The organism is Cryobacterium soli (assembly GCF_003611035.1).
GTDB classification, from domain to species: domain Bacteria; phylum Actinomycetota; class Actinomycetes; order Actinomycetales; family Microbacteriaceae; genus Cryobacterium; species Cryobacterium soli.
Genome location: NZ_CP030033.1, coordinates 2,874,567 through 2,897,579 on the forward strand (window position 1 = coordinate 2,874,567; position 23,013 = coordinate 2,897,579).

At 69.8% G+C, this 23,013-nt stretch carries 21 protein-coding genes and 1 pseudogene; 14 read left to right on the forward strand and 8 right to left on the reverse strand.

All coding sequences use genetic code 11. From position 1 onward, the window contains the following. The first annotated feature begins 3 nt into the window (after positions 1-3). Positions 4-927 carry a sugar kinase gene (locus tag DOE79_RS13285; protein ID WP_120338907.1) on the forward strand — a complete coding sequence of 308 codons (924 nt, stop codon included), beginning with the start codon at positions 4-6 and terminating at the stop codon, positions 925-927. Then, on the forward strand, positions 924-1,571 hold the full coding sequence (locus DOE79_RS13290) for a bifunctional 4-hydroxy-2-oxoglutarate aldolase/2-dehydro-3-deoxy-phosphogluconate aldolase (RefSeq protein WP_120338908.1): 648 nt from the start codon (positions 924-926) through the stop codon (positions 1,569-1,571). Before DOE79_RS13285 ends, DOE79_RS13290 begins: the two co-directional genes overlap by 4 nt. An 11-nt stretch (positions 1,572-1,582) precedes the next feature. Here the strand turns inward: DOE79_RS13290 and DOE79_RS13295 are convergent, their stop codons facing one another. Further along, complete coding sequence (locus DOE79_RS13295) at positions 1,583-2,011, reverse strand: hypothetical protein (protein ID WP_120338909.1); 429 nt, start codon at positions 2,009-2,011, stop codon at positions 1,583-1,585. Between the two features lie 108 nt (positions 2,012-2,119). On the opposite strand from DOE79_RS13295, the gene DOE79_RS13300 reads away from it, so the two are divergent. Beyond that, positions 2,120-2,593, forward strand: coding sequence for a MaoC family dehydratase (locus DOE79_RS13300; RefSeq protein WP_120338910.1), 474 nt, complete (start codon positions 2,120-2,122; stop codon positions 2,591-2,593). Between the two features lie 34 nt (positions 2,594-2,627). Here DOE79_RS13300 and DOE79_RS20920 read toward each other — a convergent pair. Further along, positions 2,628-2,723 (reverse strand): annotated as a pseudogene (locus tag DOE79_RS20920) (short-chain dehydrogenase); the annotation flags it as partial. Between the two features lie 93 nt (positions 2,724-2,816). Between DOE79_RS20920 and DOE79_RS13310 the strand changes: the two are divergent. The 7 genes from DOE79_RS13310 to DOE79_RS13340 all read left to right on the forward strand — a co-directional run bounded on the left by DOE79_RS13310 (position 2,817) and on the right by DOE79_RS13340 (position 11,554). Next, positions 2,817-3,731, forward strand: a complete 915-nt coding sequence (locus DOE79_RS13310) for a VOC family protein (protein ID WP_220094228.1) — start codon at positions 2,817-2,819, stop codon at positions 3,729-3,731. Next, positions 3,728-4,381, forward strand: a complete 654-nt coding sequence (locus DOE79_RS13315; protein ID WP_120338912.1) for an alpha/beta hydrolase — start codon at positions 3,728-3,730, stop codon at positions 4,379-4,381. The genes DOE79_RS13310 and DOE79_RS13315 overlap by 4 nt, the downstream gene beginning before the upstream one ends. 151 nt (positions 4,382-4,532) lie before the next feature. Continuing rightward, positions 4,533-4,910, forward strand: a complete 378-nt coding sequence (locus DOE79_RS13320; protein ID WP_245977330.1) for a LexA family protein — start codon at positions 4,533-4,535, stop codon at positions 4,908-4,910. Between the two features lie 7 nt (positions 4,911-4,917). Next, positions 4,918-6,213: a Y-family DNA polymerase gene (locus DOE79_RS13325; RefSeq protein WP_162942749.1), complete on the forward strand. Its 1,296-nt coding sequence runs from the start codon at positions 4,918-4,920 to the stop codon at positions 6,211-6,213. Between the two features lie 198 nt (positions 6,214-6,411). Further along, positions 6,412-8,574: an ATP-dependent Clp protease ATP-binding subunit gene (locus DOE79_RS13330; RefSeq protein ID WP_120338915.1), complete on the forward strand. Its 2,163-nt coding sequence runs from the start codon at positions 6,412-6,414 to the stop codon at positions 8,572-8,574. Between the two features lie 122 nt (positions 8,575-8,696). Beyond that, positions 8,697-10,349, forward strand: coding sequence for a sensor histidine kinase (locus DOE79_RS13335; RefSeq protein ID WP_120338916.1), 1,653 nt, complete (start codon positions 8,697-8,699; stop codon positions 10,347-10,349). A gap of 155 nt (positions 10,350-10,504) precedes the next feature. After that, the gene (locus DOE79_RS13340) at positions 10,505-11,554 is read left to right on the forward strand and encodes a zinc-dependent alcohol dehydrogenase family protein (RefSeq protein WP_120338917.1); all 1,050 of its coding nucleotides are present in this window, start codon (positions 10,505-10,507) and stop codon (positions 11,552-11,554) included. Positions 11,555-11,664: 110 nt separating this feature from the next. On the opposite strand, the gene DOE79_RS13345 is transcribed toward DOE79_RS13340, so the two are convergent. From DOE79_RS13345 to DOE79_RS13355, 3 genes are all read right to left on the reverse strand, one after another. Further along, positions 11,665-12,240, reverse strand: a complete 576-nt coding sequence (locus tag DOE79_RS13345; protein ID WP_120338918.1) for a nitroreductase family protein — start codon at positions 12,238-12,240, stop codon at positions 11,665-11,667. A gap of 119 nt (positions 12,241-12,359) precedes the next feature. After that, the gene (locus tag DOE79_RS13350) at positions 12,360-14,075 is read right to left on the reverse strand and encodes a long-chain-fatty-acid--CoA ligase (RefSeq protein ID WP_120338919.1); all 1,716 of its coding nucleotides are present in this window, start codon (positions 14,073-14,075) and stop codon (positions 12,360-12,362) included. Further along, positions 14,072-15,142 carry a threonine aldolase family protein gene (locus tag DOE79_RS13355; protein WP_245976939.1) on the reverse strand — a complete coding sequence of 357 codons (1,071 nt, stop codon included), beginning with the start codon at positions 15,140-15,142 and terminating at the stop codon, positions 14,072-14,074. Before DOE79_RS13355 ends, DOE79_RS13350 begins: the two co-directional genes overlap by 4 nt. A gap of 245 nt (positions 15,143-15,387) precedes the next feature. Between DOE79_RS13355 and DOE79_RS13360 the strand changes: the two genes are divergently transcribed. The 4 genes from DOE79_RS13360 to mtnB are packed head-to-tail and all read left to right on the forward strand — an operon-like array spanning position 15,388 to position 19,134. After that, complete coding sequence (locus tag DOE79_RS13360) at positions 15,388-16,479, forward strand: translation initiation factor eIF-2B alpha/beta/delta subunit family protein (protein WP_220094229.1); 1,092 nt, start codon at positions 15,388-15,390, stop codon at positions 16,477-16,479. Further along, positions 16,476-17,759 carry a phosphotransferase gene (locus DOE79_RS13365; RefSeq protein WP_120338920.1) on the forward strand — a complete coding sequence of 428 codons (1,284 nt, stop codon included), beginning with the start codon at positions 16,476-16,478 and terminating at the stop codon, positions 17,757-17,759. The genes DOE79_RS13360 and DOE79_RS13365 overlap by 4 nt, the downstream gene beginning before the upstream one ends. Continuing rightward, a complete protein-coding gene (gene mtnC / locus DOE79_RS13370; RefSeq protein ID WP_120338921.1) occupies positions 17,756-18,472 on the forward strand; it encodes an acireductone synthase in 717 nt (238 codons plus the stop codon). Before DOE79_RS13365 ends, mtnC begins: the two co-directional genes overlap by 4 nt. Next, on the forward strand, positions 18,469-19,134 hold the full coding sequence (mtnB, locus tag DOE79_RS13375; RefSeq protein ID WP_120338922.1) for a methylthioribulose 1-phosphate dehydratase: 666 nt from the start codon (positions 18,469-18,471) through the stop codon (positions 19,132-19,134). Before mtnC ends, mtnB begins: the two co-directional genes overlap by 4 nt. A 71-nt stretch (positions 19,135-19,205) precedes the next feature. On the opposite strand, the gene DOE79_RS13380 is transcribed toward mtnB, so the two are convergent. Genes DOE79_RS13380 through DOE79_RS13390 form a run of 3 tightly spaced genes read right to left on the reverse strand, consistent with a single transcriptional unit; the run spans position 19,206 to position 22,881 of the window. After that, positions 19,206-20,252: an ABC transporter permease gene (locus DOE79_RS13380; RefSeq protein ID WP_120338923.1), complete on the reverse strand. Its 1,047-nt coding sequence runs from the start codon at positions 20,250-20,252 to the stop codon at positions 19,206-19,208. After that, on the reverse strand, positions 20,249-21,811 hold the full coding sequence (locus DOE79_RS13385) for a sugar ABC transporter ATP-binding protein (RefSeq protein ID WP_220094230.1): 1,563 nt from the start codon (positions 21,809-21,811) through the stop codon (positions 20,249-20,251). Before DOE79_RS13385 ends, DOE79_RS13380 begins: the two co-directional genes overlap by 4 nt. Beyond that, on the reverse strand, positions 21,808-22,881 hold the full coding sequence (locus DOE79_RS13390) for a substrate-binding domain-containing protein (protein WP_245976940.1): 1,074 nt from the start codon (positions 22,879-22,881) through the stop codon (positions 21,808-21,810). The genes DOE79_RS13385 and DOE79_RS13390 overlap by 4 nt, the downstream gene beginning before the upstream one ends. Positions 22,882-23,013: the final 132 nt, after the last annotated feature.

Below are 23,013 nucleotides of genomic sequence, written 5' to 3' on the forward strand. Positions count from 1 at the left end.
GACATGACTGCCGCACTGCCCGCCGCGCGGCATGAGCGTGGAACGGAGCTGCTCGCGATCGGCGAGACGATGGCTATGCTCGCACCCGTCGAGGGGGACCGCCTCGCCGATGCCGAGAATTTCCGGCTCGACGCCGGCGGTGCCGAGTCGAATGTCGCCGCTCACGTGGCGGCGCTCGGCCACCGCGCCGCGTGGTTCAGCCGGCTCGGCGCCGACGCCCTCGGCCGCCGGGTCGCGGCGCAACTGAGCGCACGCGGGGTCGATGTGTCGACGGTCGTCACCGACCCCGCGCATCCGACCGGGCTGTATGTGAAGGACCCCGGCCACGGCGTGCGGTACTACCGCGCCGGATCGGCCGCCGCGCATCTCTCACCCGCGGATGCCGACCTGGTGGCCCTGACCGGCGTGCGCATCGTGCACGTCTCGGGCATCACCGCGGCCATCTCCCCGTCGGCGGCCGGGTTCCTCTCCCGCATGATCGACCGTGCCCACGAGGCCGGGGCGTTGGTCAGCTTCGACGTGAACCACCGGCTCGCGCTCTGGGACTGCGCGTCGGCGGCCGATGCCCTCGCCGCACTCGCCTGCCGGGCCGACCTCGTCTTCACCGGCCGCGACGAGGCGGAGAGCCTCTGGGGAACCGCCAGGCCCGGCGACGTGCGCGCACACTTCCCGGACGTCCCCGAGCTCGTGGTCAAGGACGGCGCCGTCGGCGCGACGGCCTACCTGAACGGCCAGGAGGTCTTCGAACCGGCCCTCGAGGTCGACGTGGTCGATGTCGTGGGCGCCGGCGACGCCTTCGCCGGCGGATACCTGGCCGCCCTGCTCGAGGGCGCATCCCCCGCCGAGCGGCTTCGGGCCGGGCACCGGCGCGCAGCACTCACTCTCCTGACCACGGGAGACTCAGTCGACGAAAGAGTCCGCTCATGAGCCACAGCACCCACACACCCACCTCGACCGAGGCGACGGCGGCCTGGTTCGATCAGACCTTCGCCGCGGCGCCGCTCATGGCGATCTTGCGCGGCACGGGCGTCGAGCGGGCGGTGGCGCTCGCCAGCACGGCCTGGGACCTCGGGATCGACTCCGTCGAGGTCACTCTGCAATCCGACGAGGACCTGCAGGCCCTCCGCGAGGTCGCGCGCCTCGGCGACGAGCGCGGCAAGGTGGTGGGGGCAGGGACCATCGTCTCGGCCCGGCAGATCCCGCTCGCCGCCGCCGCCGGCGCCCGGTACCTGGTGTCGCCGGGACTCGACCCCCGGCTGGTCCACGCTGCCGGGGAACACGGCATCCCGATGCTGCCCGGCGTCTCCACTCCCAGCGAGGTGCAACTGGCCTGTGACCTCGGGCTCACCTGGATGAAGGCCTTCCCCGCGCTCTGGCTCGGTGCCGACTGGTTCCGGCACATCCGCGGCCCCTTCCCGCAGGTGCGCTTCGTGGCCACCGGCGGGATGGACGCCACGAATGCCCGGCAATTCCTCGACGCCGGAGTGCGGGTGGTGGCCGTGGGCTCGGCCCTCGAAGACCCGCAGCAGCTCGAGCTGCTCGCCGGGCTGCTGCACCGCACAGATATATAGGGGAGCCTCGCTCAGCCCCGTCCGACGATGCCGATGATCAGGTTGACGACCCCTATCGCGGCGATCGGGTAGGGCCAGAAGCGCATCGGGATGAAGAAGAACGTCGATGACGGACGCGTCCAGATCTGCTGGCCGGTCTCCTGGTTCACCACGGCCACCGGTCGGTGGGTGACCTTCACGCCACGCTCGTTGAGCGCGGGTTCGGGCAGCTGCTGGTAGACGAACGACGGCCGGGCCTTGTCGAGGCGCGGCAACACGTACGTCGAGAAGGCCCACAGGGCCGCGGCGCCGAGTACGAAGCCGGTGCCGAGGAACGTGTTCGTGGCCGGCTCGTTCGAACCGACGGCAGGGGCGAACACGCCCTTGAGGGCGAATCCGAGCCCCACCGACAGGCCGAAGAAGACGAAGACGAGAATGCCCCAGCGGGTCCAGATGATCATGGTTCACCGTACGACAGAGGTGCCGTGGGGCACGATGGGCAGGGGTGCCCTCATCGCGGTCGACGCCGTGAGCATCCGCACTCGGCTCGGTGCGTACAGTGGCAGCCTATGGATGATTTCTTGGCCGTACCGCTTGCCGACCGCTATTTCGAGGACTATCAGCCCGGCGTTGTGGTGGAATACGGTGCGGTCGAGGTCAGCGAAGCGAGCATCGTGGCCTTCGCCGCCGCGTTCGATCCCCACCTGATGCATGTGGACCCGGTCGCCGCGCTCGCCGGCCCGTTCGGCGGTCTCATCGCCAGCGGCTGGCACACCACTGCCGTGATGATGCGGATCATGGTGGACAACTACCTGAATGAACGAACGAGTCTGGGATCGCCGGGAGTGGACGACCTGCGGTGGCTTCGTCCGGTGCGCGCTGGCGACATCCTTTCGGCCCGGTTCACTGTACTGTCGGCGCGGGCGTCGGCGTCCAAGCCCGATCGGGGCCTCGTGCGCACTCGGATCGAGGTGAACAACCAGGCCGGTGAGCCGGTCATGTCCCAGGTGATGATGAACCTGATCCTGCGCCGCGGGTCATGACGGCCGATAGACGCTGCGCGACTCGCGTCGAGGGCTACTGGGCGGAGTAGCCGCCGTCGACGAGGCGGTAACTGCCGGAGATGAAGGAGGCGGCATCACTCAGCAGGAACAGCGTGAGTGCGGCGAGCTTGGCCCGGCCGTGTTCACATTGGTTGCAGCTACAAGCATCTCTGATATGGTTGTAGATACAAGCAATGCAACCACCACAGCCGGGAGCGAAATCATGAGTGTCGACCTGAACCAGCGGATTCTCAACGCCGACACCTCGATGGGCGCGGTCACCCTGCGGGTCGGCGATCTCGAGACCATGTCGGACTACTACTCCCGGGCCTTCGCCATGGAGCCCCTCGAGGAGCGCAGCCGCTCCCGCGAGGTGCACCGCGTGCTCGGCCGGGGCACGACGCCACTCGTGCGGCTGATCCACACCCCGGACCTGCCCGGCGGGGACCCCCGCCAGGCTGGACTGTTCCACACCGCGTTCCTCTTCGAGACTCCCGAAAGCCTTGCCGCCACGGTCTACCGTGCCGCGCAGGACCCGCGCAGCCGCTTCATCGGATCCAGCGACCACCTCGTGAGCGAGGCGTTCTACTTCACCGACCCGGAGGGCAACGGCGTGGAGCTGTACACCGACCGGGATCGCGACACCTGGATCCACGACGGTGAGGAGATACGGATGGCCACCGAGTACCTCGACCCCAACGCCTACCTGCAGACGCACCTCGACCAGAGGGCCATGGATGCCGGCCCCGCCCTGCCGGGGGTCGTCGGACACGTCCACCTGCAGGTCGGCGACCTGCAGGTCGCGCGGGCGTTCTACGTCGACGCGATCGGATTCGAGGCCACCCAGGGTAGCTACCCGGGCGCGCTCTTCGCCTCGGCCGGCGGCTACCACCACCACATCGCCATGAACACCTGGAACAGCCGCGGCTCAGGTCCGCGCGCGGCGAGCCTGGGCCTCGGTGATGTCTCGGTGACCGTGCCCGCCCCGGCCGACCTGCAGTCCCTCACCACGCGCCTGACCGCCCGCTCGATCCCATTCGCCGGTGACGGTCGCTCGGTGTCGATCGCCGACCCCTGGGGTACGCAGGTCACGGTCTCGCTGCCCGACGCCTCCACCGACGAACTCATCGCCCGATGACCGCGCAGCGCTCCGGCATCCGTTCGCCCGGATGGGCCGCGGAGGTGGCCGAGGCATCCGCCGTGGTCCTGCTGCTGCACGGCTACGGTTCGAACGAGTCCGATCTGGCCGGGCTTGCGCCGGCGCTGGGGCTCGCTCTGCCGTGGGCGGCCCTGCGCGCACCGCTCGAGCTGGGCAACGGGGGCGCGGCATGGTTCACCATCACGACCCCCGGAAACCCGGACGCGGAGCCCGTCGCCCAGGCCACGGACGCGATCTGGGCCTGGGTCGACGCCAACCTGGCCTCCACCACGTCGGTGATCCCGATCGGCTTCTCGCAGGGTGGCCTGATGGCCAGCCAACTTCTGCGCACCCGGCCCGAGCGGGTGCTGGCGCCCGTCGTGCTCGGCGGCTTCGTGCTCGGTGCGGACCAGCCCGGCGACGCGACCCTCGCCGGGACCCGCCCACCGGTGTTCTGGGGCCGCGGCGCCGACGACCGCGTCATCGGGGAGCCCGCGATCGCACGCACGAGCGTGTTCCTGCCGACCCACTCCGCCCTGGTCGAGAAGAGGTACCCGGGCCTGGCGCACGGAATCAACGCCGCCGAGATCGACGACGTCCGGACGTTCCTGGCGCTGAACGCCGGCGCCGAATCCGTCACCGCCGGATGACGGCTTCTTGCGTCGAGGCCGACCGGCACGCGAGACAATAGGAGGAGCGCGAACGACTGGCAGCGTCGCAGAAGGGAATCACGCCGTGCACGCAGTGAACCCGATCGTCCGGCCACTCTCCGGCGTATCGTCGGATGCCGGCCAGCGTTTCATCCAGGAAGCACTCGAGTCCGTGCACGCCGGTTTCCCCTCCCCGGCGCAGGGCTACTACAACGGCCCTGTCGACCTCAATCGTCATCTGATCAGGGATCCCACCTCCACCTTCATCGTGCGGGTGAGCGGCGACAGCATGACCGGCGCCGGAATCTTCGACGGCGACGAGGTGATCGTCGACCGGTCCCTCGAGGCCCGCGACGGCAGCGTGGTGATCGCGGTGGTCGACAACGAACTCACCATCAAGCGGCTCCGTCTAGAGGCCGGCACCGTGCGCCTGGTGCCAGAGAACCCGGCCTACCCCGACATCGTGCTGCACGAGCTGAGCGAACTGTCGGTGTGGGGCGTCGTCACCAGGTGCCTGCACCGTGTCTAGCCGTACCGTGTCTAGCCGTACCGGGTCCCCGCCGCCCTCCATCGCGATCGTCGACGCGAACAACTTCTATGTCTCCTGCGAGCGCATTTTCGACCCGCGCCTCGAGGGCAAGCCTGTGGTCGTGTTGTCGAACAACGACGGATGCGTCATCGCCCGCTCGCAGGAAGCGAAGACCCTCGGCATCGACATGGCGGCGTCGTGGCAGAGCATCGCCGCCGAAGCCGCTGCCAAGGGCGTCATCGCCCGCTCCAGCAACTACGAGCTCTACGGCGACATCTCCGCCCGCTGTGTGGAACTGCTCGGCCGGTTCACCTCCTCGCAGGAGGTGTACTCCATCGACGAGAGCTTCATCCGGCTCACCGGAAGTGCCGAGCAGGTCAGCGGGATCGCCCGGGAGATCCGCGTGGCCACCAGGAAGATGATCGGCCTGCCGGTGAGCATCGGCATCGCGCCGAGCAAGACCCTGGCCAAGCTGGCGAACAGGGGCTCCAAGTCATCCGCGGCGCTGCAGGGGGTCTGCAACCTGGGCGCCTACGCCCCGGCGCAGGTCACCGCGATTCTCGCGTCGGTTGACGCTAGCGATGTGTGGGGGATCGGCTCCCGCACGGCGCAGAAGCTGGCGGGGATGGGCATCCACACGGCGGCCGACCTGCGCGACACCGACGCCGTGCAACTGCGCCGGCGGTTCGGTGTGAACCAGGAGCGGGTGGTGCAGGAGCTGCGCGGCGTCGACTGCCTGCCGCTGGAGGAGGAACGGTCGGACCGGGAGCAGATCCAGTTCTCCCGTTCGTTCGCCGTGCCGATCAGCACCGTGGCCGAGCTCGAAGAGGTGCTCTCTGTCTACACGCAGCGGGCCGCCGCCCGGCTGCGCGAGCAGGGCTCGCTGGCCCGCATGATGGGCTGCACGGCCTCGACGTCACCGTTCCGGGACAACCATGTCAGCCACGCGGTCTCGCTCGCGTTTCCCGGCCCCACCGACGACCCGGTGCAGATGTACCGGGCGGCCATCACCGCGCTCGGCCCGCAGCTGCAGGCCGGCCAGCAGTACGTGCGGGTGGGCGTGAGCCTGTACGAGTTCTCGTCGCGCGACTCGCACGCCACCCTCGACATCTTCGGCACCGAGCCGGCCCCGTTCGCGGCCGGCGCGGTGCTTGACTCCATCGCCGCCAAGTACGGCCAGGAGAACCTGGGTCTCGGCCGGGCCGGCCTCAAGACCAACCGGGCCTGGACCATGCGCCGGGACATGGTGTCGCCGCGGGCCACCACGCACTGGGACGAACTCATCACTGTCGCCGCCAAGTGAGCTGAACGTGCGGTCGTGACGAGCTCGACGTTCCGAGGACGTCCCGCGGGATCTCGACAAGGACAAACTCGATCAACGAGTGGGCGCGACACCTGCGCGGCAGCCGCCGCTGGAGCAGATTAGTCTCGGTAGCGCATCCGCCGCGCTCGCTGTAAACTTGAGTCGAGTCAACTCAAGTATTTGCGAAGGATGTTTTTGATGGCCAATATGCAGGGCGCCCCCGGAACCGACGAGAAGCAGAAGACCGCGCTGGAACAGTACGGCGTGAACCTCACCGAGATCGCCAAGAGCGGCAAACTCGACCCCGTGATCGGGCGTGACGCCGAGATCCGCCGGATCAGCCAGGTGCTCACCCGCCGCACCAAGAACAATCCTGTGCTCATCGGCGAACCCGGCGTGGGCAAGACCGCCGTGGTGGAGGGCCTGGCCCAGCGCATCGTGGCCGGCGACGTGGCCGACTCGCTCAAGGACAAGCAGCTCGTGGCCCTCGACCTGGCCGCGCTCGTGGCCGGAGCCAAGTACCGCGGCGAGTTCGAGGAGCGCCTCAAGGCCGTGCTCAAGGAGATCAACGACGCCGACGGGCAGATCATCACCTTCGTCGACGAACTGCACACCCTCATGGGCGCCGGCGGCGGCGAAGGCTCGGTGGCCGCATCCAACATGCTCAAGCCCATGCTCGCCCGCGGCGAACTGCGCCTGATCGGCGCCACCACGCTCAATGAGTACCGCGAATTCATCGAGAAGGATGCCGCGCTCGAGCGCCGCTTCCAACCCGTGCTCGTCGACGAACCGACTGTCGAAGACACCGTCGCCATCCTCCGCGGTCTCAAGGAACGCTACGAGGCGCACCACAAGGTCTCCATCGCGGATGCCGCGCTGGTCGCCGCGGCTGCGCTGTCGAACCGGTATATCACCGCCCGGCAGCTGCCGGACAAGGCCATCGACCTGATCGACGAGGCCGCCAGCCGGCTGCGGATGGAGATCGATTCCTCGCCGGTGGAGATCGACGAACTGCGCCGCAGCGTCGACCGGCTCAAGCTCGAGGAACTGGCCCTGAAGAAGGAGAAGGACGACGCCTCCAAGGCCCGCCTGGAGAAGCTGCGCGAAGACCTGGCCGAGCGGCAGGAGAAACTCGGCGAGCTGCAGGCTCGCTGGGACAAGGAGCGGTCGTCGCTGAACCGCGTCGGCGACCTGCGGAAGCGCCTGGACAGCGCCCGCAGCCAGGCCGAGGTGGCCGAACGCCGCGGTGACCTGGAGAAGGCATCCCGGCTGCTCTACGGCGACATCCCCGTGATCGAGCGGGAGCTCGCGGAGGCCGAGCAGACCGAGCAGGAGGGCCCCCGGATGGTGAACGACCAGGTCACCGCCGAGGACATCGCCGCCGTCGTGGCCGCGTGGACCGGCATCCCTGTCGGCCGGCTGCTGCAGGGGGAGACCGAGAAGCTGCTCAACCTCGAGGGTGAGCTGGGTCACCGGCTGATCGGCCAGAAGCAGGCCGTGCGCGCCGTGGCCGACGCCGTGCGCCGCTCGCGCGCGGGTATCTCCGACCCCGACCGCCCCACCGGCTCGTTCCTCTTCCTCGGCCCCACCGGGGTGGGCAAGACCGAGCTGGCCAAGGCGCTGGCCGAGTTCCTCTTCGACGACGAGAAGGCCATGGTGCGCATCGACATGAGCGAGTACGGCGAGAAATTCTCCGTCTCCCGTCTCGTCGGCGCCCCTCCCGGCTACATCGGCTACGAACAGGGCGGCCAGCTCACCGAGGCGGTGCGCCGCCGGCCCTATTCGGTGATCCTCTTCGACGAGGTGGAGAAGGCGCACCCCGAGGTGTTCGACGTGCTGCTGCAGGTGCTCGACGACGGACGGCTCACCGACGGCCAGGGCCGCACGGTCGACTTCCGCAACACCATCCTGGTACTCACCTCCAACCTCGGCTCGCAGTACCTGGTGGACCCCACCCTGAGCTGGGAGGAGAAGGAGGAGGCCGTGCAGCAGATGGTGCGGCAGGCGTTCAAGCCCGAGTTCGTCAACCGGCTCGACGACATCGTGGTGTTCTCCTCGCTGTCCACCGACGATCTCGCGCAGATCGTGGAGCTCTACGTCGACCGGCTGCAGCGCCGTCTGGGCGAACGCCGGCTCGAGCTGGCGGTGACCCCGGATGCCCGCGCCTGGCTGGCCGAGCGCGGCTACGACCCGATCTACGGGGCCCGGCCGTTGCGGCGGCTGATGCAGACCGAGATCGACGACAGACTGGCGACGGCGTTGCTGGGCGGGCGCATCCGCGATGGTGAGACCGTTCTGGTGGACCTGGCCGAGGACGGGGAATCGCTCACTGTGTCGCCGACTCCGCTCGGGCATGCCTGACGGAGGTTCTCCCACCGAATAATGTCCCCGAAAAGGGGGACATCTGGGCCCGGACCTGCTTGAATGCTCAAGAGGGCTGGCAAGTGCGCCGGTGACGCCTCAGCCAGCGTGAGGATCGTCGATTGTCGCACGACACTGAGTGGCCCGTTCCGGACTTCGTGCAACCGCGCACACGGGAAGTCCCGTACGCTCAGCTGCCGTTCGTGGCCGGGGTGCTGTTGATCGTGGGCTTCGCCGCCGCGGGGGCGCCGGAAACCTTGTCCAAGACCGGTTTCCTGGTGGGGCTGACTCTCACGTTCGCCGTCACCCTGGCCGGCCTGATCGTGCCGTGGGAGCGGCACGGCTACCAGTGGTTGGTCATTGTTCCTTTGGTGGACGTGCTTGTGGTCGCGTTCCTCCGCGACGGGGTGCGGGAAACCCTGCCGGCCGTGAGCATGCTCGTCGTCGTGCCCGTCCTGTGGCTGGCCTACGGTTTCGCCTGGTGGGCACTGGGCCTCGCGCTGGTCGGCGCGTTCTTCGTCGGTGCCTTCCCCCTGTTCCAGGCCGGCGAGCTGCCCACCGAGGCGATCGGTTGGGGAAGCGTGCTGCTGCTGCCGATCACGACGGCGTTCATCGCCATCACGGCCCGCGTCGCCGCCAACGGTCTGCGGGCCCAGCAACGCCGGCTGGTGGTGGTCTCCCGGGAGCTGCGTGAGGCGCTGCTCGAGGCCACCGACCGGCGGGCCACCTTCGAGGCTGTGATGGAGACCGTTGACGCGGGCATCGAGCTCTATAACCCGCGGGGGGAGGTGGTGCTCAGCAACGCTGCGGCCCGCAGGTTGGCCGTGCGCACCGACTCGGCCACCGGCGCCTACGGCAGGGATGCCTCGCTGGTCTTCGACGTGGACCGCACCACCCTTGTCGCCCTCGACGACCAGATCGCCGCCCGTGCGCTCCGCGGCGACCTCGTGGACAAGCGGGTGTACTGGGTCGGCGGGCACGACGATCAGAGCGCGATCATCGCCTCCTCCGGGGTAGTGGAACGGGAGAACGGGTTTGCCCTTGGCACGGTTGTGGTGGCCACCGACGTCACTCCGCTGGTGGAGGCGATCGCCGTGCGCGACGACTTCCTCGCCACGGTCTCACACGAGCTGCGCACCCCGCTCACGTCGATCATCGGTTACCTCGACCTCATCGACGCCGAGGAGCTGGGCATCACCATGGAGATCGACGTGATCGAGCGGAACGCCCAGCGCCTGCTGTCGGTGATCGCGCATCTGCTCAGCGCCACCGACGGGCAGCCCGCGATCCGCCGGGTCGACACCGATCTCGGCCAGATCCTGCAATCCTGCCTGGACACCGCCGTGCCGCGTGCGCAGAGCGCCGGTGTCACCCTGCACGCACGCGATGGCGCCACGGTGGTCGCCCAGGTCGATCCGGTGGCCATCGAGCAGGTCATCGACAACCTGCTCACCAACGCCATCAAGTTCTCCCGGTCGATGGGCACCGTCACCCTGAGCGTCGACACCGAGGGCACGGATGCGGTGCTGCGCGTGACCGACGACGGCATCGGCCTCAGCCAGGAGGATGCGCGCCAGGTCTTCGACAGGTTCTTCCGCGCCCGCTCCTCGACCGAGCTGGCGATCCCGGGCATGGGCCTCGGCCTGGCGATCGTGCGGGCCTTCGTCACCGCACATTCGGGCACCGTCGAGCTGAGCAGCGTCCTGGGCGAGGGCACCACCGTCACGGTGCGCCTCCCGCTCCAGGCCGCCTCCGCCCTCGTCCGCGACCTGTGACTTCAACACCCAGAATCTCGGATTTCCGGGGCTTGAGTCACGGTTCGCGGACGTGGCGGGCGGGGTTCCGGGGCCCTGAGTCACGGGCTCTGAGAAGATGCCCAGACCCGGCGTCCGCCTGGGCGCGGGCGAGGGCTCGGCGTTAGGCTTTTCGGATGCGTGCAACAGTGATCTACGGCGAGCGGGACATCCGACTCGAAGAAGTACCCAACCCCATCCTCTCCACCGGCGGCGACGCCATCGTGCGGGTCGTCGCGGCCTGCGTCTGCGGCTCCGACCTCTGGCCGTACCGCGGCGTGACTCCCACGGACGAACCGCACCGGATCGGCCACGAGTTCGTCGGCATCGTCGACGAAATCGGGCCCGATGTGCAGACTATCAAGGTGGGCGACTTCGTCATCGCCCCGTTCTACGACTGCGACAACACCTGCATCAACTGCCAGAACGGCGTCAGCACCTCCTGCCTGAACGGCGGCTGGTGGGGCTCCGACGATAGGCTCGGCGGCTTTGCCGACGGCGCCCAGGGTGAGCGCGTGCGGGTTCCACACGCCGACGGCTCGCTCGTCGCCACTCCCGTGCAGCCGACGGATGCCCAGGTGCCCGGCCTCCTCACCCTGGCCGATGTCATGGGCACCGGCCACCACGCCGCCGTCTCGGCCGGCGTCACCGACGGCAGTACCGTCGTGGTGGTGGGCGACGGGGCCGTGGGCCTCTGCGCGATCATCGCCGCCAAGCGCCTCGGCGCCTCCCGCATCGTGGCGATGTCCCGGCACGCCGACCGGCAGGCCGTGGCCCGCGAGTTCGGTGCCACGGACATCGTGGAGGAGCGCGGCGACGCGGGCGTCGCGCGCATCCACGAGATGTTCGACGGCGTCGGAGCCGACTGCGTGCTCGAGTGCGTCGGCACCCAGGAATCGATGGACCAGGCGATCCGCTCGGCCCGCCCCGGCGGCATGGTGGGCTACGTGGGCGTGCCCAACGGCGGCGCCGAGCTGCCGATCAAGGCGCTCTTCGGTCGCAACGTCGGCGTGAACGGTGGCGTCGCATCCGTGCGTGCCTACATCGAGGAACTGCTGCCGGAGGTGCTCACCGGCGAGATCGACCCCGGCCGGGTCTTCGACCTGCAGCTGCCGCTCACCGAGGTGGCGCAAGGCTATGCCGCCATGGACGAGCGTCGCGCCATCAAGGTGCTGCTGCGCCCGTAGTCCGCACGGTTTCACAACGAACGCCCCCTCGCTCGATGCGAGGGGGCGTTCGTCATGTGTACGGGATGCGTGGTGCCGAGGTGCACCCAACTGGCAACTCGGGGAACGACCTAGTCGTTGACGAGCAGCACTTCGGAGAGCGGCTTGCGGGTGCGCGGGGCGATCTCGCGTTCGAGCAGCTCCGGGGTGAGCGAGTCGGCGTCACCGAGTACACCGAGCACCGTCACGGTGACGGCATCCTGGCCGGGCTTGAGGTGGAACGCGTCGGCCAGGCCCTTGCGGTCGATGCCGCCGAGCTGGTGGGTGAACAGGCCCTCGTGCTGCGCCTGGATGGTGAGGTGGGCGACGGCCTGGCCGAGGTCGTACTGCGCCCAGGGGTTGTCGCCCTCTGCGATGTTGAGGATCAGCACGGAGGCCTTGTCGGCCCAGGCCTGGTTGAAGCCCATCAGGTGCGAGTGGATCTTGCGGAAGCTCTCGGAGCCGCGGCGGGCGACGATGAAGCGGGCCGGCTGGTTGTTGTTGCCGGACGGCGCCCAGCGGGCGGCCTCGAGCACGGTGGTGAGGGTGTCTTCGTCGATGACGGCGGTGGGGTCGAATCCGCGGGGGCTCCAGCGCGCGGCCAGCGCGGGCAGGATCGGCGACGTGGTGTCGGCGGAACGGCTGTGGGTGTCGGTGATGAGGGTCATGGTGCCCGGCTTTCTGTGTTGCCTGTGCGAGTGGAACGGGTGCGGGGCGCCATCGACCCAGTCATATCAACGCCGAACGGACGCACTTATTCCATGCATCCGCATCTTTGCGGTGGGCGTCAGGTTGCCGGGTTGGCGGCGGCATCCGCGGCGACGAGGTTGTCGCGCACCTGGCGGCGCATCACCTTGCCGATGAGCGACCGGGGCAGGTCGTCGACCTCGACGATGCGGCGCGGCACCTTGTAGGCGGAGATACGGGTGCGGCAGTACTCGCGCAGGCCGTCCACATCGAGGGTGGCGCCGGCGATGAGCACCACGGCGGCCACGACATCCTCGCCGCCGCCGGCGCTCTTGAGCCCCACCACGGCGGCGTCGGCGATGTCGGGGTGCGACAGCAGTGCGGCCTCAACTTCGGACGGCGACACGTTGAAACCCCCGGTGATGATGAGTTCCTTGATGCGGTCGACGATGGTGACGTAGCCGTCGGAGGAGACCGTGACGATGTCGCCGGTGCGCAGCCAGCCATCCGCCAGCAGGGTCTGGGCCGTCTCGGTGGGGCGGTCCCAGTAGCCGGAGAAGACCTGCGGGCCGCGCACGAGCAGCTCTCCCTCTTCGTCGAAACCGCGGTCCACGGTGGGGTCGGCGGGGTCGACCACGCGGATCTCCGTGCTCGGGAAGGGCACGCCCACGGTGCCGGGCCGCCGGCTCGGGCCCATCGGGTTGCCCACCGCGATGGGCGAGCACTCGGTCATGCCGTAACCCTCCACGAGGAGGCCGTCGGTGGCGGTCTCCCACAGCTCGACGGTCTTCAGCGGCAGGCTCATCGCGCCGGAGATGGCGTACTTGGTGCCGTGCAGGCTGATGCCCTTGTCGTTCGCGGCCGTCACGAGCTTCTCGTAGATCGGCGGCACGGCGGGCAGGAAGGTGGGCGGGGTGCGTTTGACGGCGTTGAGCACCAGGCCCACATCGAACTTGGGGAAGAGCACCAGACGGGCGCCGATGGACATGGCGACGGTGAGGCACAGGGTGAGGCCGTAGGCGTGGAACATCGGCAGCACGCCGTAGAACACCTCGTTGCCGCGCTCGAGCCCTGGCACCCAGGCCTCGCTCTGCTGCGCGTTGGCCTGCAGGTTGAAGTGGGTGAGGATGGCGCCCTTGGGCGCCCCGGTGGTGCCGCTGGTGTACTGCAGCACGGCGGTGTCGCCGAGCAGCGGGCGCGGATGCGCGGTGCGCAACCGACGCGAGCCCACCAGGGCCGGCCATTCGATGGCGTCCTTGAGCGGCTGGGCCACCGTGAGGGCGGCACGGGCGGTGCGGGACTTGGGGATCGGCAGGCGCAGGGCCAGCCGGGTGGCCAGCGGCATCGACTTGGTGACATCCACGGCCACGACGGTGTGCAGGCCCATGTCGCGCGGGAACCCGCGCACCATGGAGTAGACCTTGTCCCAGACGATGGCGACGCTCGCGCCGTGGTCCTCGAACTGGTGGCGCAGTTCACGTTCGGTGTAGAGCGGATTGTGCTCCACGACGATCGCGCCGAGGCGCAGCACGGCGTAGAACGCCACGATGTGCTGCGGGCAGTTCGGCAGCACGAGCGCCACCCGGTCGCCGGGCTTCACGCCGAGCCGGCGCAGCCCATTGGCCACCCGGGAGATCTCGTCACCGAGCTGGCCGTAGGTCATGGTGCCGCCGAAGAAGTCCAGCGCCACCTTGTCGGCAAACCGGCGGGCGGAGCCCTCGATCATGTCGACCAGGGTCTCGGTGGGGTCCGCGATGGCGTTGGGCACGCCCACCGCGTAGGAACTCAGCCACGGCTTGCTCGCGAAAACGTTCATGCTGCGGCCAGCTCCTTCGTCAGGGCCGCGACAAAGTCGTCGACGTCCTCGGGGGTGGTGTCGAACCCGCACATCCAGCGCACCTCGCCGGTGGCCGGGTTCCAGTCGTAGAAACGGTACAGCTCGCGCACCTTGTCGGCGACGCCCGCCGGCAGCACGGCGAAGATCGCGTTGGCCTGGGTGGGCTGGCTGAACGAGACCCCGGTGAGCGAGCCATCCGCCAGACCCTCTTCGAGCGCACCGCGCAGGCGTGCGGCCATGGCGTTGGCGTGGTCGGCGTTGCGCAGCCACAGGTCGCCGTCGAGCAGGGCGATCAGCTGGGCGGAGATGAAGCGCATCTTCGAGGAGAGCTGCATGTTGAGCTTCCGCAGGTACTTCAGGCCCGTGGATGCGTCGGGGTTGAGAACCACGATGCACTCGCCGAGCATCATGCCGTTCTTGGTGCCGCCGAAGCTGAGCACGTCGACACCGGCGTCTCTGGTGAACTCGCGGAACGGTACCCCGAGGGCGGCTGCGGCGTTGGAGATGCGGGCGCCGTCCATGTGCAGCAGCATGCCCTTGGCGTGCGCGTGATCGGCGATGGCGCGCACCTCGGCCGGGGTATACAGCGTGCCGAGTTCGGTGGTCTGGGTGATCGACACCACGAGAGGCTGCGCGCGGTGCTCGTCGCCCCAGCCCCAGGCCTCCTGGTCGATCAGCTCGGGGGTGAGCTTGCCGTCGGGAGTCTGCACGGGCAGCAGCTTGAGGCCGCCGACCCGCTCCGGGGCTCCGCCCTCGTCGGTGTTGATGTGCGCGGTGCTCGCGCAGATCACCGCTCCCCAGCGCGGCAGCATCGACTGCAGGCCCGTGACGTTCGCTCCGGTGCCGTTGAACACCGGGAACGCCTCGACGCCCTCGCCGAAGTGGCGGGCGAAGACCCGTTGCAGTTCGGCCGTGTACACGTCGTCGCCGTAGGCGATCTGGTGGGCGCCGTTGGCGCGCACGATCGCGTCGAGGATCTCCGGGTGCACGCCCGAATAGTTGTCGGAGGCGAAACCACGGGAGAACAGGTCATGGAGAGAAGTCACCCCACTATCTTGGCGCAAACGCCTGCGGCGCATCTGTGTGTTTGCCCCGGTCAGGGGGACCATGGTCACACCGTGACGGCGCGCGTGTCGTCACACTGCTTAACAATCGGGCTGGCTTCCCGCCGCGGAATCACGCGGCGACACGGCCGGACCCGGAGGCAGGCCGTGCCCGGTGCGGCTGCCGCCGGTATTCTCGGGGGATCGACCCGGCCGACGGGTGACCCCGCCCGACACCGGAGGACGACGTGAGCGATCAAGACCCGCACGGAATCCTGCTGCCCGCCGTGCCCGCCCTCGACGGCTCGGTGCGCGTGCAGGACGGTGCGGTCTGGATCCTGGACCGCCGGGTCTTCCCCGCCCGGATCGAGTGGGTGCGGGCCGATTCGGCCGACGCCGTCTCGGCGGCCATCACCGCCATGGTGACCCAGAGCTCAGGCCCGGCCTTCGCCGCCTGCGCCGGCATGGAACTGGCCGCGCTGCAGGCCGCCGCGCTACCGCTGCCCGAGGCCCAGGTGGCGCTCCGGCGGGCGGCGCTGGTGCTCGCCAACGCCCGGCCCACCAACAACCATCCGCGTGAGGCGGTGGAGTTCGTGCTCGCCGCCCTCACTGGCGCCGCGAGCACCGCTGAGATCGTGGAGTCCGCCGTCGAGGCGGCCCGTGCGTTCGCGCTGCTCTACCGCTCGCGCAGCCGGGCCCTCGGTGAACACACGGTTGCGCTGCTCGACGACGGTGCGCGCATCCTCACGCACTGCTGGATGGACACCTACCTGATCGAACTGGTGCGCGCCGCCGAGTCCGCCGGCAAGCGGTTCGACTGGGTCGCCACCGAGACCCGCCCTTACCTGCAGGGCGCCAGGCTCACCGCGCACACGCTGCGGGAGATGGGCCAGCGGGTGACCCTGATCACCGACGGGATGGCCGCTGCAGCACTGTCGCCCGGGTCGTCGATCGGGCCTATCGACGCCCTCGTCACGGCGGCCGACCGGGTGAGCATGGACGGCAGCGTCGCCAACAAGGTCGGCACCCTCGGTCTCGCCGTCGCCGCGGCCGCGTTCGACGTGCCGTACTACGCGCTCATCCAGGCCCCGGACCCGACGCTGCCGACCGGCTCGGACATCGTGATCGAGCACCGCGACCCGGCCGAGGTCTTCGAGACCCTCGGCGTGCGCACGGCCTCCGCCCTGCTCACGGATGCCTGGTATCCCGCCTTCGACGTGACCCCGCCGCGGTTCGTCAGCGCGCTCGTGACCGACCGCGGTCCGTTCCGGCCGGCCGACCTCGCGCAGTACTTCGAGACCCCCCACCCGACCATCTCCCAGGATCGAGCTCTCCGGTGAGCAGTGACAGCCCCCAGCCTCAGACCAGCCCCGCCCTCCCCGACAGCGCCGACTACGCCCTCCTCGTCGACCGCGACGACGTCGTGGCCTACCTCGACGGCGCCGGCTACCTGCCGCGCCTGGCCGCATCCGCCGACCAGATCGAGGTGGACGAGGTCACCGCGGGCAATATGAACCGGGTCTTCATCGCGCGCGGCCCGCTGGGCAGCCTGGCCGTGAAGCAGGCGCCGCCGTGGGTGCAGGCCGTCGGGCCCGCGTGGCCGATCGACCCCAACCGGATCGCCTCGGAGGCCCGCGCGTACGCGATGCTCGCCGACCTCGCGCCGGCGAGCGTGCCATCCGTCGAGCCTGTCGACCTGGATCGTTACGTGCTGGTGATGGAGGACCTCTCCGACCTCGACGTGCTGCGCGATGTGCTCGTGCGCCAGGTGGCGGATGTCGTCGCCGGCGCCGAGCCCGTTGCCCTCGACTTCGAGGCCCTCGGCACCGTCGTGGGGCGCTTCAGCGCCGAGCTCACCCTGGCCACGAGCCGCGCAGGCCTCGGCCCGGACGAGCACGCCGCACTCATCGAGACCGCGGCCAACCCCGAGCTCTGCGCCCTCACGGTGGACGCCGTGCTCGACGAGCCCTACCGACTGAACGACCACAATCACTGGATCCCCGAGCTCGACGCGGAGGTGCGCGCGCTCTACACCGACACCGAGCTGCTCGCCGCCGTCGCCGACGTGCGGGAGATCTTCGCCACCCGCGCCGAGGCGCTCATCCACGGCGACCTGCACTCCGGATCGCTCATGGTCGGCGTGCGCGGTGGTGAGCAGGCCACCAAGGTCTTCGACCCCGAGTTCAGCTTCGTCGGCCCCGCCGGCATGGACCTTGGCCTGTTCTGGGCCAACCTCACGATCGCCTCGATCGCGGCCACCCAGGTGGATGCGACCGCGCTCGCCGCGGCCCGCGCCTCGGCGATCGAGTCGAGCTGGAGCGCTTTCGGGGCCCTGGTCGCCGAGCGCTGGCCGCAGCGGGTGGGCACCCCGGACGGCCTCGACCTCGACGCCTGGCTCGCCCGCATCCGCAGCGACGCCTGGCGGTTCGCCGGGGTGGAGGCCGTGCGCCGGGTGGCCGGCTACTCGCACGCCGCCGACTTCACCACCCTGCCCGCCGAGCGCATCCCGGCCGCCTACGCCGATCTGCTCGGCCGCGCCCGCGCTTGGATCATCACCGGCACCAGTGCCGCCAGCACCGAAAGCACCGCCAGCACCGCCAGCACCGAAGGAACCCTGTGACCCTGCACATCACCGCCAGCACCCTGGTGCTCGACCTCGAGGGCACGACGAGCGCCGCCGGGTTCATCCTCGGCGACCTCTACGACTACGCCCGTCCCCGCCTGGGCGCCTGGCTGGACGACCACGCCGCCGACCCCGTCATCGCCGAGGCCCGCGCGCAGGTCATCGCCGACGGCGGGCTGGCCGCCGACGCCTCGACCGCCGAGGTCGTGGCGGTACTGCACGCCTGGATGGCCGCCGATGTGAAGGCCACCCCGCTCAAGACCATCCAGGGACAGATCTGGGCCGAGGGTTTCGCCCGCGCCGAGATCAGCTCGCATTTCTTCGACGACGTGATCCCGCAGCTGCGCCGCTGGCACGACGACGGCGTCACCCTCGCCGTGTTCTCCTCTGGCTCGGTGGCCAGCCAGGTGCCGTGGTTCAGGCACTCCCCGGACGGCGACCTGACGCCGCTCATCGTGGACTACTTCGACACGGTCACGGCCGGGTCGAAGAAGGAGGCGACCTCCTACGACGCCATCCGCACCGCGCTCGGCGTCGACGCGAGCGACCTGGTGTTCTTCACCGACCATCCGGAGGAGGTCGCCGCGGCGACCGAAGCCGGCTGGCAGGTCGTCGCGTTCTCCCGGCCGGATGAGCCGTGGTTCGGCGCCGACTTCGGTGCGGCACCCGTCGTGGCCTCCTTCGACGAGGTCGAGGTGGCGAGCCGATGAATCAGTTCTCGCCGCTCGGACTCACCGAGCAGACCCTGCACGCCGCCGGCGCCGCCCTGGCCGCCGAGGCCGCGCGCTTCGCCGGGCTCGGCTGGATGCGAGGCACCTCCGGCAACCTCTCGGTCACCCTTGAGCGCGACCCGCTGTTGCTGGCCGTGACCGGTTCAGGGCTCGACAAGGGCGAGTTGACCGCATCCGACTTCGTCATCGTCGACCGCGACGGCGAACGCGTCGAGGGCCGCGGCGGCTCCGGCCACAAGCCCTCGGACGAGTCCGGGCTGCACGCCCGCGTCGCCCGGGTCACCGGAGCCGGCGCCGTGGTGCACGTGCACGCCCTGGCCGCCGTGGTCGCTGCGCACCACTGGCCCGATGGCGTGGTGCTGCGAGACCTCGAGATGCTCAAGGGCATCGGCCACCTGGCCCACAACGAGACCGTGGTCATCCCGGTGGTGCAGAACAGCCAGGACATGGTGGAGCTCGGCGACGCCTTCGAGGCGGTGTACCTCCGCCCCGGCGCAGGGGTGGCGGAGGTCCCGGCGGTGCTGGTGGCCAACCACGGCATCTACGTCTGGGGCGCCGACCTGCGGCAGGCCCGCTGGCACGCCGAACTGATCGAGTGGATGCTGCGCTTCACCGTCGAAACCCGCGGCTCAACCCCATGACTGGCCCATTTTTGCTAGTTGAGGCGGCTCCCGACTAGCAAAAATGGGCGACCCATGGTCTTGGGGCGGGGTTAGTTGGTCATGCTCCCGGCCACCACCACGGTGCGCTTGCGGGAGAACGTGAAGCTGAACAGCAGGGCCACGAGCAGCACGATGCCCTTGCCGAAGTCCTGCGCGTAGTAGGGGAGCCCGATCATCGTGAAGCCGGTCACCATCACGGCGATCAGCACGGCGCCGAGGGCCGTGCCCCACGCGTTCGGGCGGCCCATGCCGAGCACCGAGACGCCCACCAGCGAGACTGCCATGGCGTCGAGCAGGAGCGAGTTGCCCGCGCTCACGTCGCCCTGACCGATGCGGGCGGCCAGCAGCAGTCCGGCGACCGAGGCGAGCAGGCCGCAGCCGATGTAGGCGGCGGTGCGGTAGACCTGCACCCGGATACCGGCGAGCCGGGCCGCCTCGGCGTTGGCGCCGACCGCGTAGAGCGCACGGCCCCACTTGGTGCGTTCGAGCACGAACCAGAGCAGCGCCGTGAGGGCCACGAAGATCAGCACGGGAACCGGCACAGGCCCGATGCTGCCGCGGTCCAGCCAGAGGAAGTCGGTGGTGAACCGGCCGGGCGCCGTGGAGCCGTCGGAGAGGGTCATCTGCGAGGAGATGGACTTGCCGTCCACGATGAGCAGTTTCAGCCCCACGATCACGAACATCGTGGTGAGCGTGGCCAGCAGGTCGGGGATGCGCGCGACCACGATCAGCAGAGCGTTGAGCGCCCCGATCAGGGCGCCGCCGGCCAGCACCACGCCGATGGCCACGCCGCCGACCTGGTTGCCGACCACCATGGTCCAGGCCGCGATCGAGACCGCGAACCCGGCGGATGCGCCCACCGACAGGTCGATGCCGCCCACGGTCATCGCGAGCATCACGCCGAGCCCGGCGATGGCCGTGGGGGCGATGAACTTGAGCATGCCGAACATGTTGTCCACCGTGCGGAAGTTCGGTTCGGTGATAGCGAAGAAGCCGATCAGCAGCACTGTGACGGCGACGAAGCCCCAGCGCACGATACCGGCGGACGCGGACTCGAGGGCGCTGCCGCGCACGCGGTCGATGGAGATGCGGCTCATACTGTGGTTCTTTCCGGTTGGTGATCGCCGAGGAAGGCGTTGACGATGGCGGCGCGGTCGAGAGCGTCGGCGTAGCCGTCCAGGGCGATCTCGCCGGCGACGAGCACCACAATGCGGTCGGAGACCTCGAGGATCTCGTCGACGTCGCTGGAGAACACGACGGCGGCGCTGCCGGTCTGGGCGAGGGTGCTGAGGTGGGCGCCGATGCCGCGGCGGGCCGCGATGTCGACCCCTCGGAACGGCTCGTCGAGCACGGCCAGCCGCGGAGCGGCCGACAGCCACCGGCCCACGACCACCTTCTGCTGGTTGCCGCCGGAGAGGTCATCCGTTGAGGTCTCGATCGAGTCGGCGACGACCTCGAGGTCGGCCACCACGGCCCGGGCCCGGTCGGACTCGAGGCCCCGGCGCAGTGTTCCCCAGCGCGACGATTCGCTCAGGAACGGCACGCTCACGGTGCGGGCGATCGACCAGCCGGGCAGGATCGCCTGGCGCTGCCGGTCCTCAGGCACCAGGACCACACCGGCCGCGATGGCGTCGCCGGGGCGCCGGGGAGCATACGGTTCACCGTGCAGGGTGAGGCTGCCTCCCGCCGGGCGGGCCAGCCCGCCGAGGACCTCGGCGAGTTCGCTCTTGCCGGCGCCGATGAGGCCGAGCACCCCGAGCACCTCGCCGCCGCGGATGGTGAGCGACAGCGGCTGCGCCTCGGGGAACAGGGGCACGGCGAGTACCTCGGCGACGACGGCGGTGCCGCGGTGCACATGCTCGCGTTTCTGCGCGAGTTCGGTGGCCCGCCCGAGCATGTCGTGCAGGATGCCGTTCCAGGCGAACGGACGCTCGCTGTGGCTCTGCACGGTGCCGTCGCGCAGCACGACGACGCTGTCGGCGAGGGCTTCGATCTCGCCGAAACGGTGCGAGACGTAGACGATGGCGAGCCCGTCGGAGCGGAGTGACCGCAGCACGTCGAAGAGCCGGTCGGCCTCGGCGGAGGTGAGCGCCGAGGTGGGCTCGTCGAGGATCAGCAGCCGCGGCGTGTGCCGCAGGGCGCGAGCGAGGGTGACGAGTTGGGCATCCGAGATGCGCAGGTCGCGGGCGTCCTGGGAGAGCACCCGGTCGGACCAGTCCAGGCCGAGCAGCGCCAGGGCGCTGCGGGCGGCGGCCAGGTCGCGGCGGCGGTTGCGCAGCACGCCGCCAGCGCCGGCGAGGTTGTCGAGCAGCACGTTCTCGGCCACGGTGAGGCCGGGCACGATGCCGTCGGCCACCTTCTGGTGCACGGCGGAGATGCCGTGCTGCCGGGCGACGGAGGGGCTGGTCAGGGCCACCTCGGTTCCGAGGACCCGGATGGACCCGGTGTAGCGGGGGTTGGCGCCGGACAACGCCTTGATCAGGGTGGACTTGCCGGCGCCGTTCGCGCCGAGCAGGGCGGTGATGCGGCCGGCCGCGAAGCCGAGGTCCACCCCCTGCAACACGGCATTGGAGCCGTAGGAAAGTGACACACCACTGAGGGAGACGACCGCGGTGCGGTCGTCCCCCTCAGGGCGTATGCGCAGATCGTGGGTCACGATGTGGCGGGCAGCCAATCGGCCACGACGGTGGTGTCCAGGGTCAGGCTCGGCTCGGCGTCGCGCAGCGCGGTGACGTTCTGCACGCTGTTCGTCGCCAGGAAGTCCTGGGTGATGACGATGGCGGGGAACTGCACGTCGGTCGCTTCGAGCTGGCCGGCGAGCGACAGGGCCAGCGAGCGCACGACGGCGGCGCCCACGGCGGCCGGGTCGGTGGCGGAGGTCGCGACCCAGGGGCTGTCCGCGGCGTTGATGACCTCGAGGTCGGCGTTGGAGATGTCGATGCCGTAGACCTTGACGGACGACTGCAGGTTGTTCTGGATGACGGCCTGCACGGCGCCCTTGGTGATCTCGTCGTACGGGGCGAAGATCGCTTGCACGTCGGGGTTCTGCTTGAGCGCGGCGTCCACCAGCGGGATGTTGTCGCTGGCGGTGGACTCGCTCACCTTGCCGGTGGAGAAGACCACGTCGAGGTTGTGGTCGGTGACGTACTGGTTCCACACGACCGCGCGACGGTCGAGGGCGGCGAAACCCGTGGCTGAGACGTAGCCGACCTTGGCACCCTCGCCGACATCGTCGATGAGCTGGTCGAGCACACCGGAGGCCATCGACTCGTCCGACTGGGAGGTGGTGATGACACCGGTCACGTCGGTGAGCGCCAGGTCGTAGACGACCACGGGGATGCCGGCGTCCACGGCCTGGGTGATCAGCGGCTGCAAGGTGTCGGTCTGGCCGTGGTCGACGATGATCGCGTCGGGCTTGGAGGCGATGGCCTGCTCGAGGTCGCTGGCCTGCTTGGCGTTGTCGTTGCGGGCATCCGTGATGGTGAGGTCGATGTTCGCGGCCTTGGCCTGCGCCTTGGCGCCGGCTCCCCAGGCCTCGAAGTAGTCGCCGGCGCCGCTCTGACGCACGAGGGCGACGGAGACCGGGTCGCCGTCGAACGGCGCGGGCAGCGGAGCGGTCGCGACGGCGGCCGCGGCGGTGCTGGACTCGGAGGGGCCGGCGGTGCTGGACTGCGCGCATCCGGTGAGGGCCAGAACGGCGGAGGCCGTGAGGGCAAGAACTGACAAGCTGCGTGCGTGGGCCATGGGGCAGGTCTCCAGGAAGTTCGGGGGAAAGCCCATGGAATCAAGCCGGTCGGCTCCGCGCACAATTGCGTGACCTCGTGTTACGTCACGGCGTTCCTGAGCGCGACGATCTTT

Excerpts from the sequence above, each read along its gene's own strand:
- DOE79_RS13285 (WP_120338907.1), top strand. The coding sequence starts at position 4 with ATGACTGCCGCACTGCCCGCCGCGCGGCATGAGCGTGGAACGGAGCTG.
- DOE79_RS13290 (WP_120338908.1), top strand. The coding sequence starts at position 924 with ATGAGCCACAGCACCCACACACCCACCTCGACCGAGGCGACGGCGGCC.
- DOE79_RS13295 (WP_120338909.1), bottom strand. The coding sequence starts at position 2,011 with ATGATCATCTGGACCCGCTGGGGCATTCTCGTCTTCGTCTTCTTCGGC.
- DOE79_RS13300 (WP_120338910.1), top strand. The coding sequence starts at position 2,120 with ATGGATGATTTCTTGGCCGTACCGCTTGCCGACCGCTATTTCGAGGAC.
- DOE79_RS13310 (WP_220094228.1), top strand. The coding sequence starts at position 2,817 with ATGAGTGTCGACCTGAACCAGCGGATTCTCAACGCCGACACCTCGATG.
- DOE79_RS13315 (WP_120338912.1), top strand. The coding sequence starts at position 3,728 with ATGACCGCGCAGCGCTCCGGCATCCGTTCGCCCGGATGGGCCGCGGAG.
- DOE79_RS13330 (WP_120338915.1), top strand. The coding sequence starts at position 6,412 with ATGGCCAATATGCAGGGCGCCCCCGGAACCGACGAGAAGCAGAAGACC.
- DOE79_RS13340 (WP_120338917.1), top strand. The coding sequence starts at position 10,505 with ATGCGTGCAACAGTGATCTACGGCGAGCGGGACATCCGACTCGAAGAA.
- DOE79_RS13345 (WP_120338918.1), bottom strand. The coding sequence starts at position 12,240 with ATGACCCTCATCACCGACACCCACAGCCGTTCCGCCGACACCACGTCG.
- DOE79_RS13350 (WP_120338919.1), bottom strand. The coding sequence starts at position 14,075 with ATGAACGTTTTCGCGAGCAAGCCGTGGCTGAGTTCCTACGCGGTGGGC.
- mtnB (WP_120338922.1), top strand. The coding sequence starts at position 18,469 with ATGAATCAGTTCTCGCCGCTCGGACTCACCGAGCAGACCCTGCACGCC.
- DOE79_RS13380 (WP_120338923.1), bottom strand. The coding sequence starts at position 20,252 with ATGAGCCGCATCTCCATCGACCGCGTGCGCGGCAGCGCCCTCGAGTCC.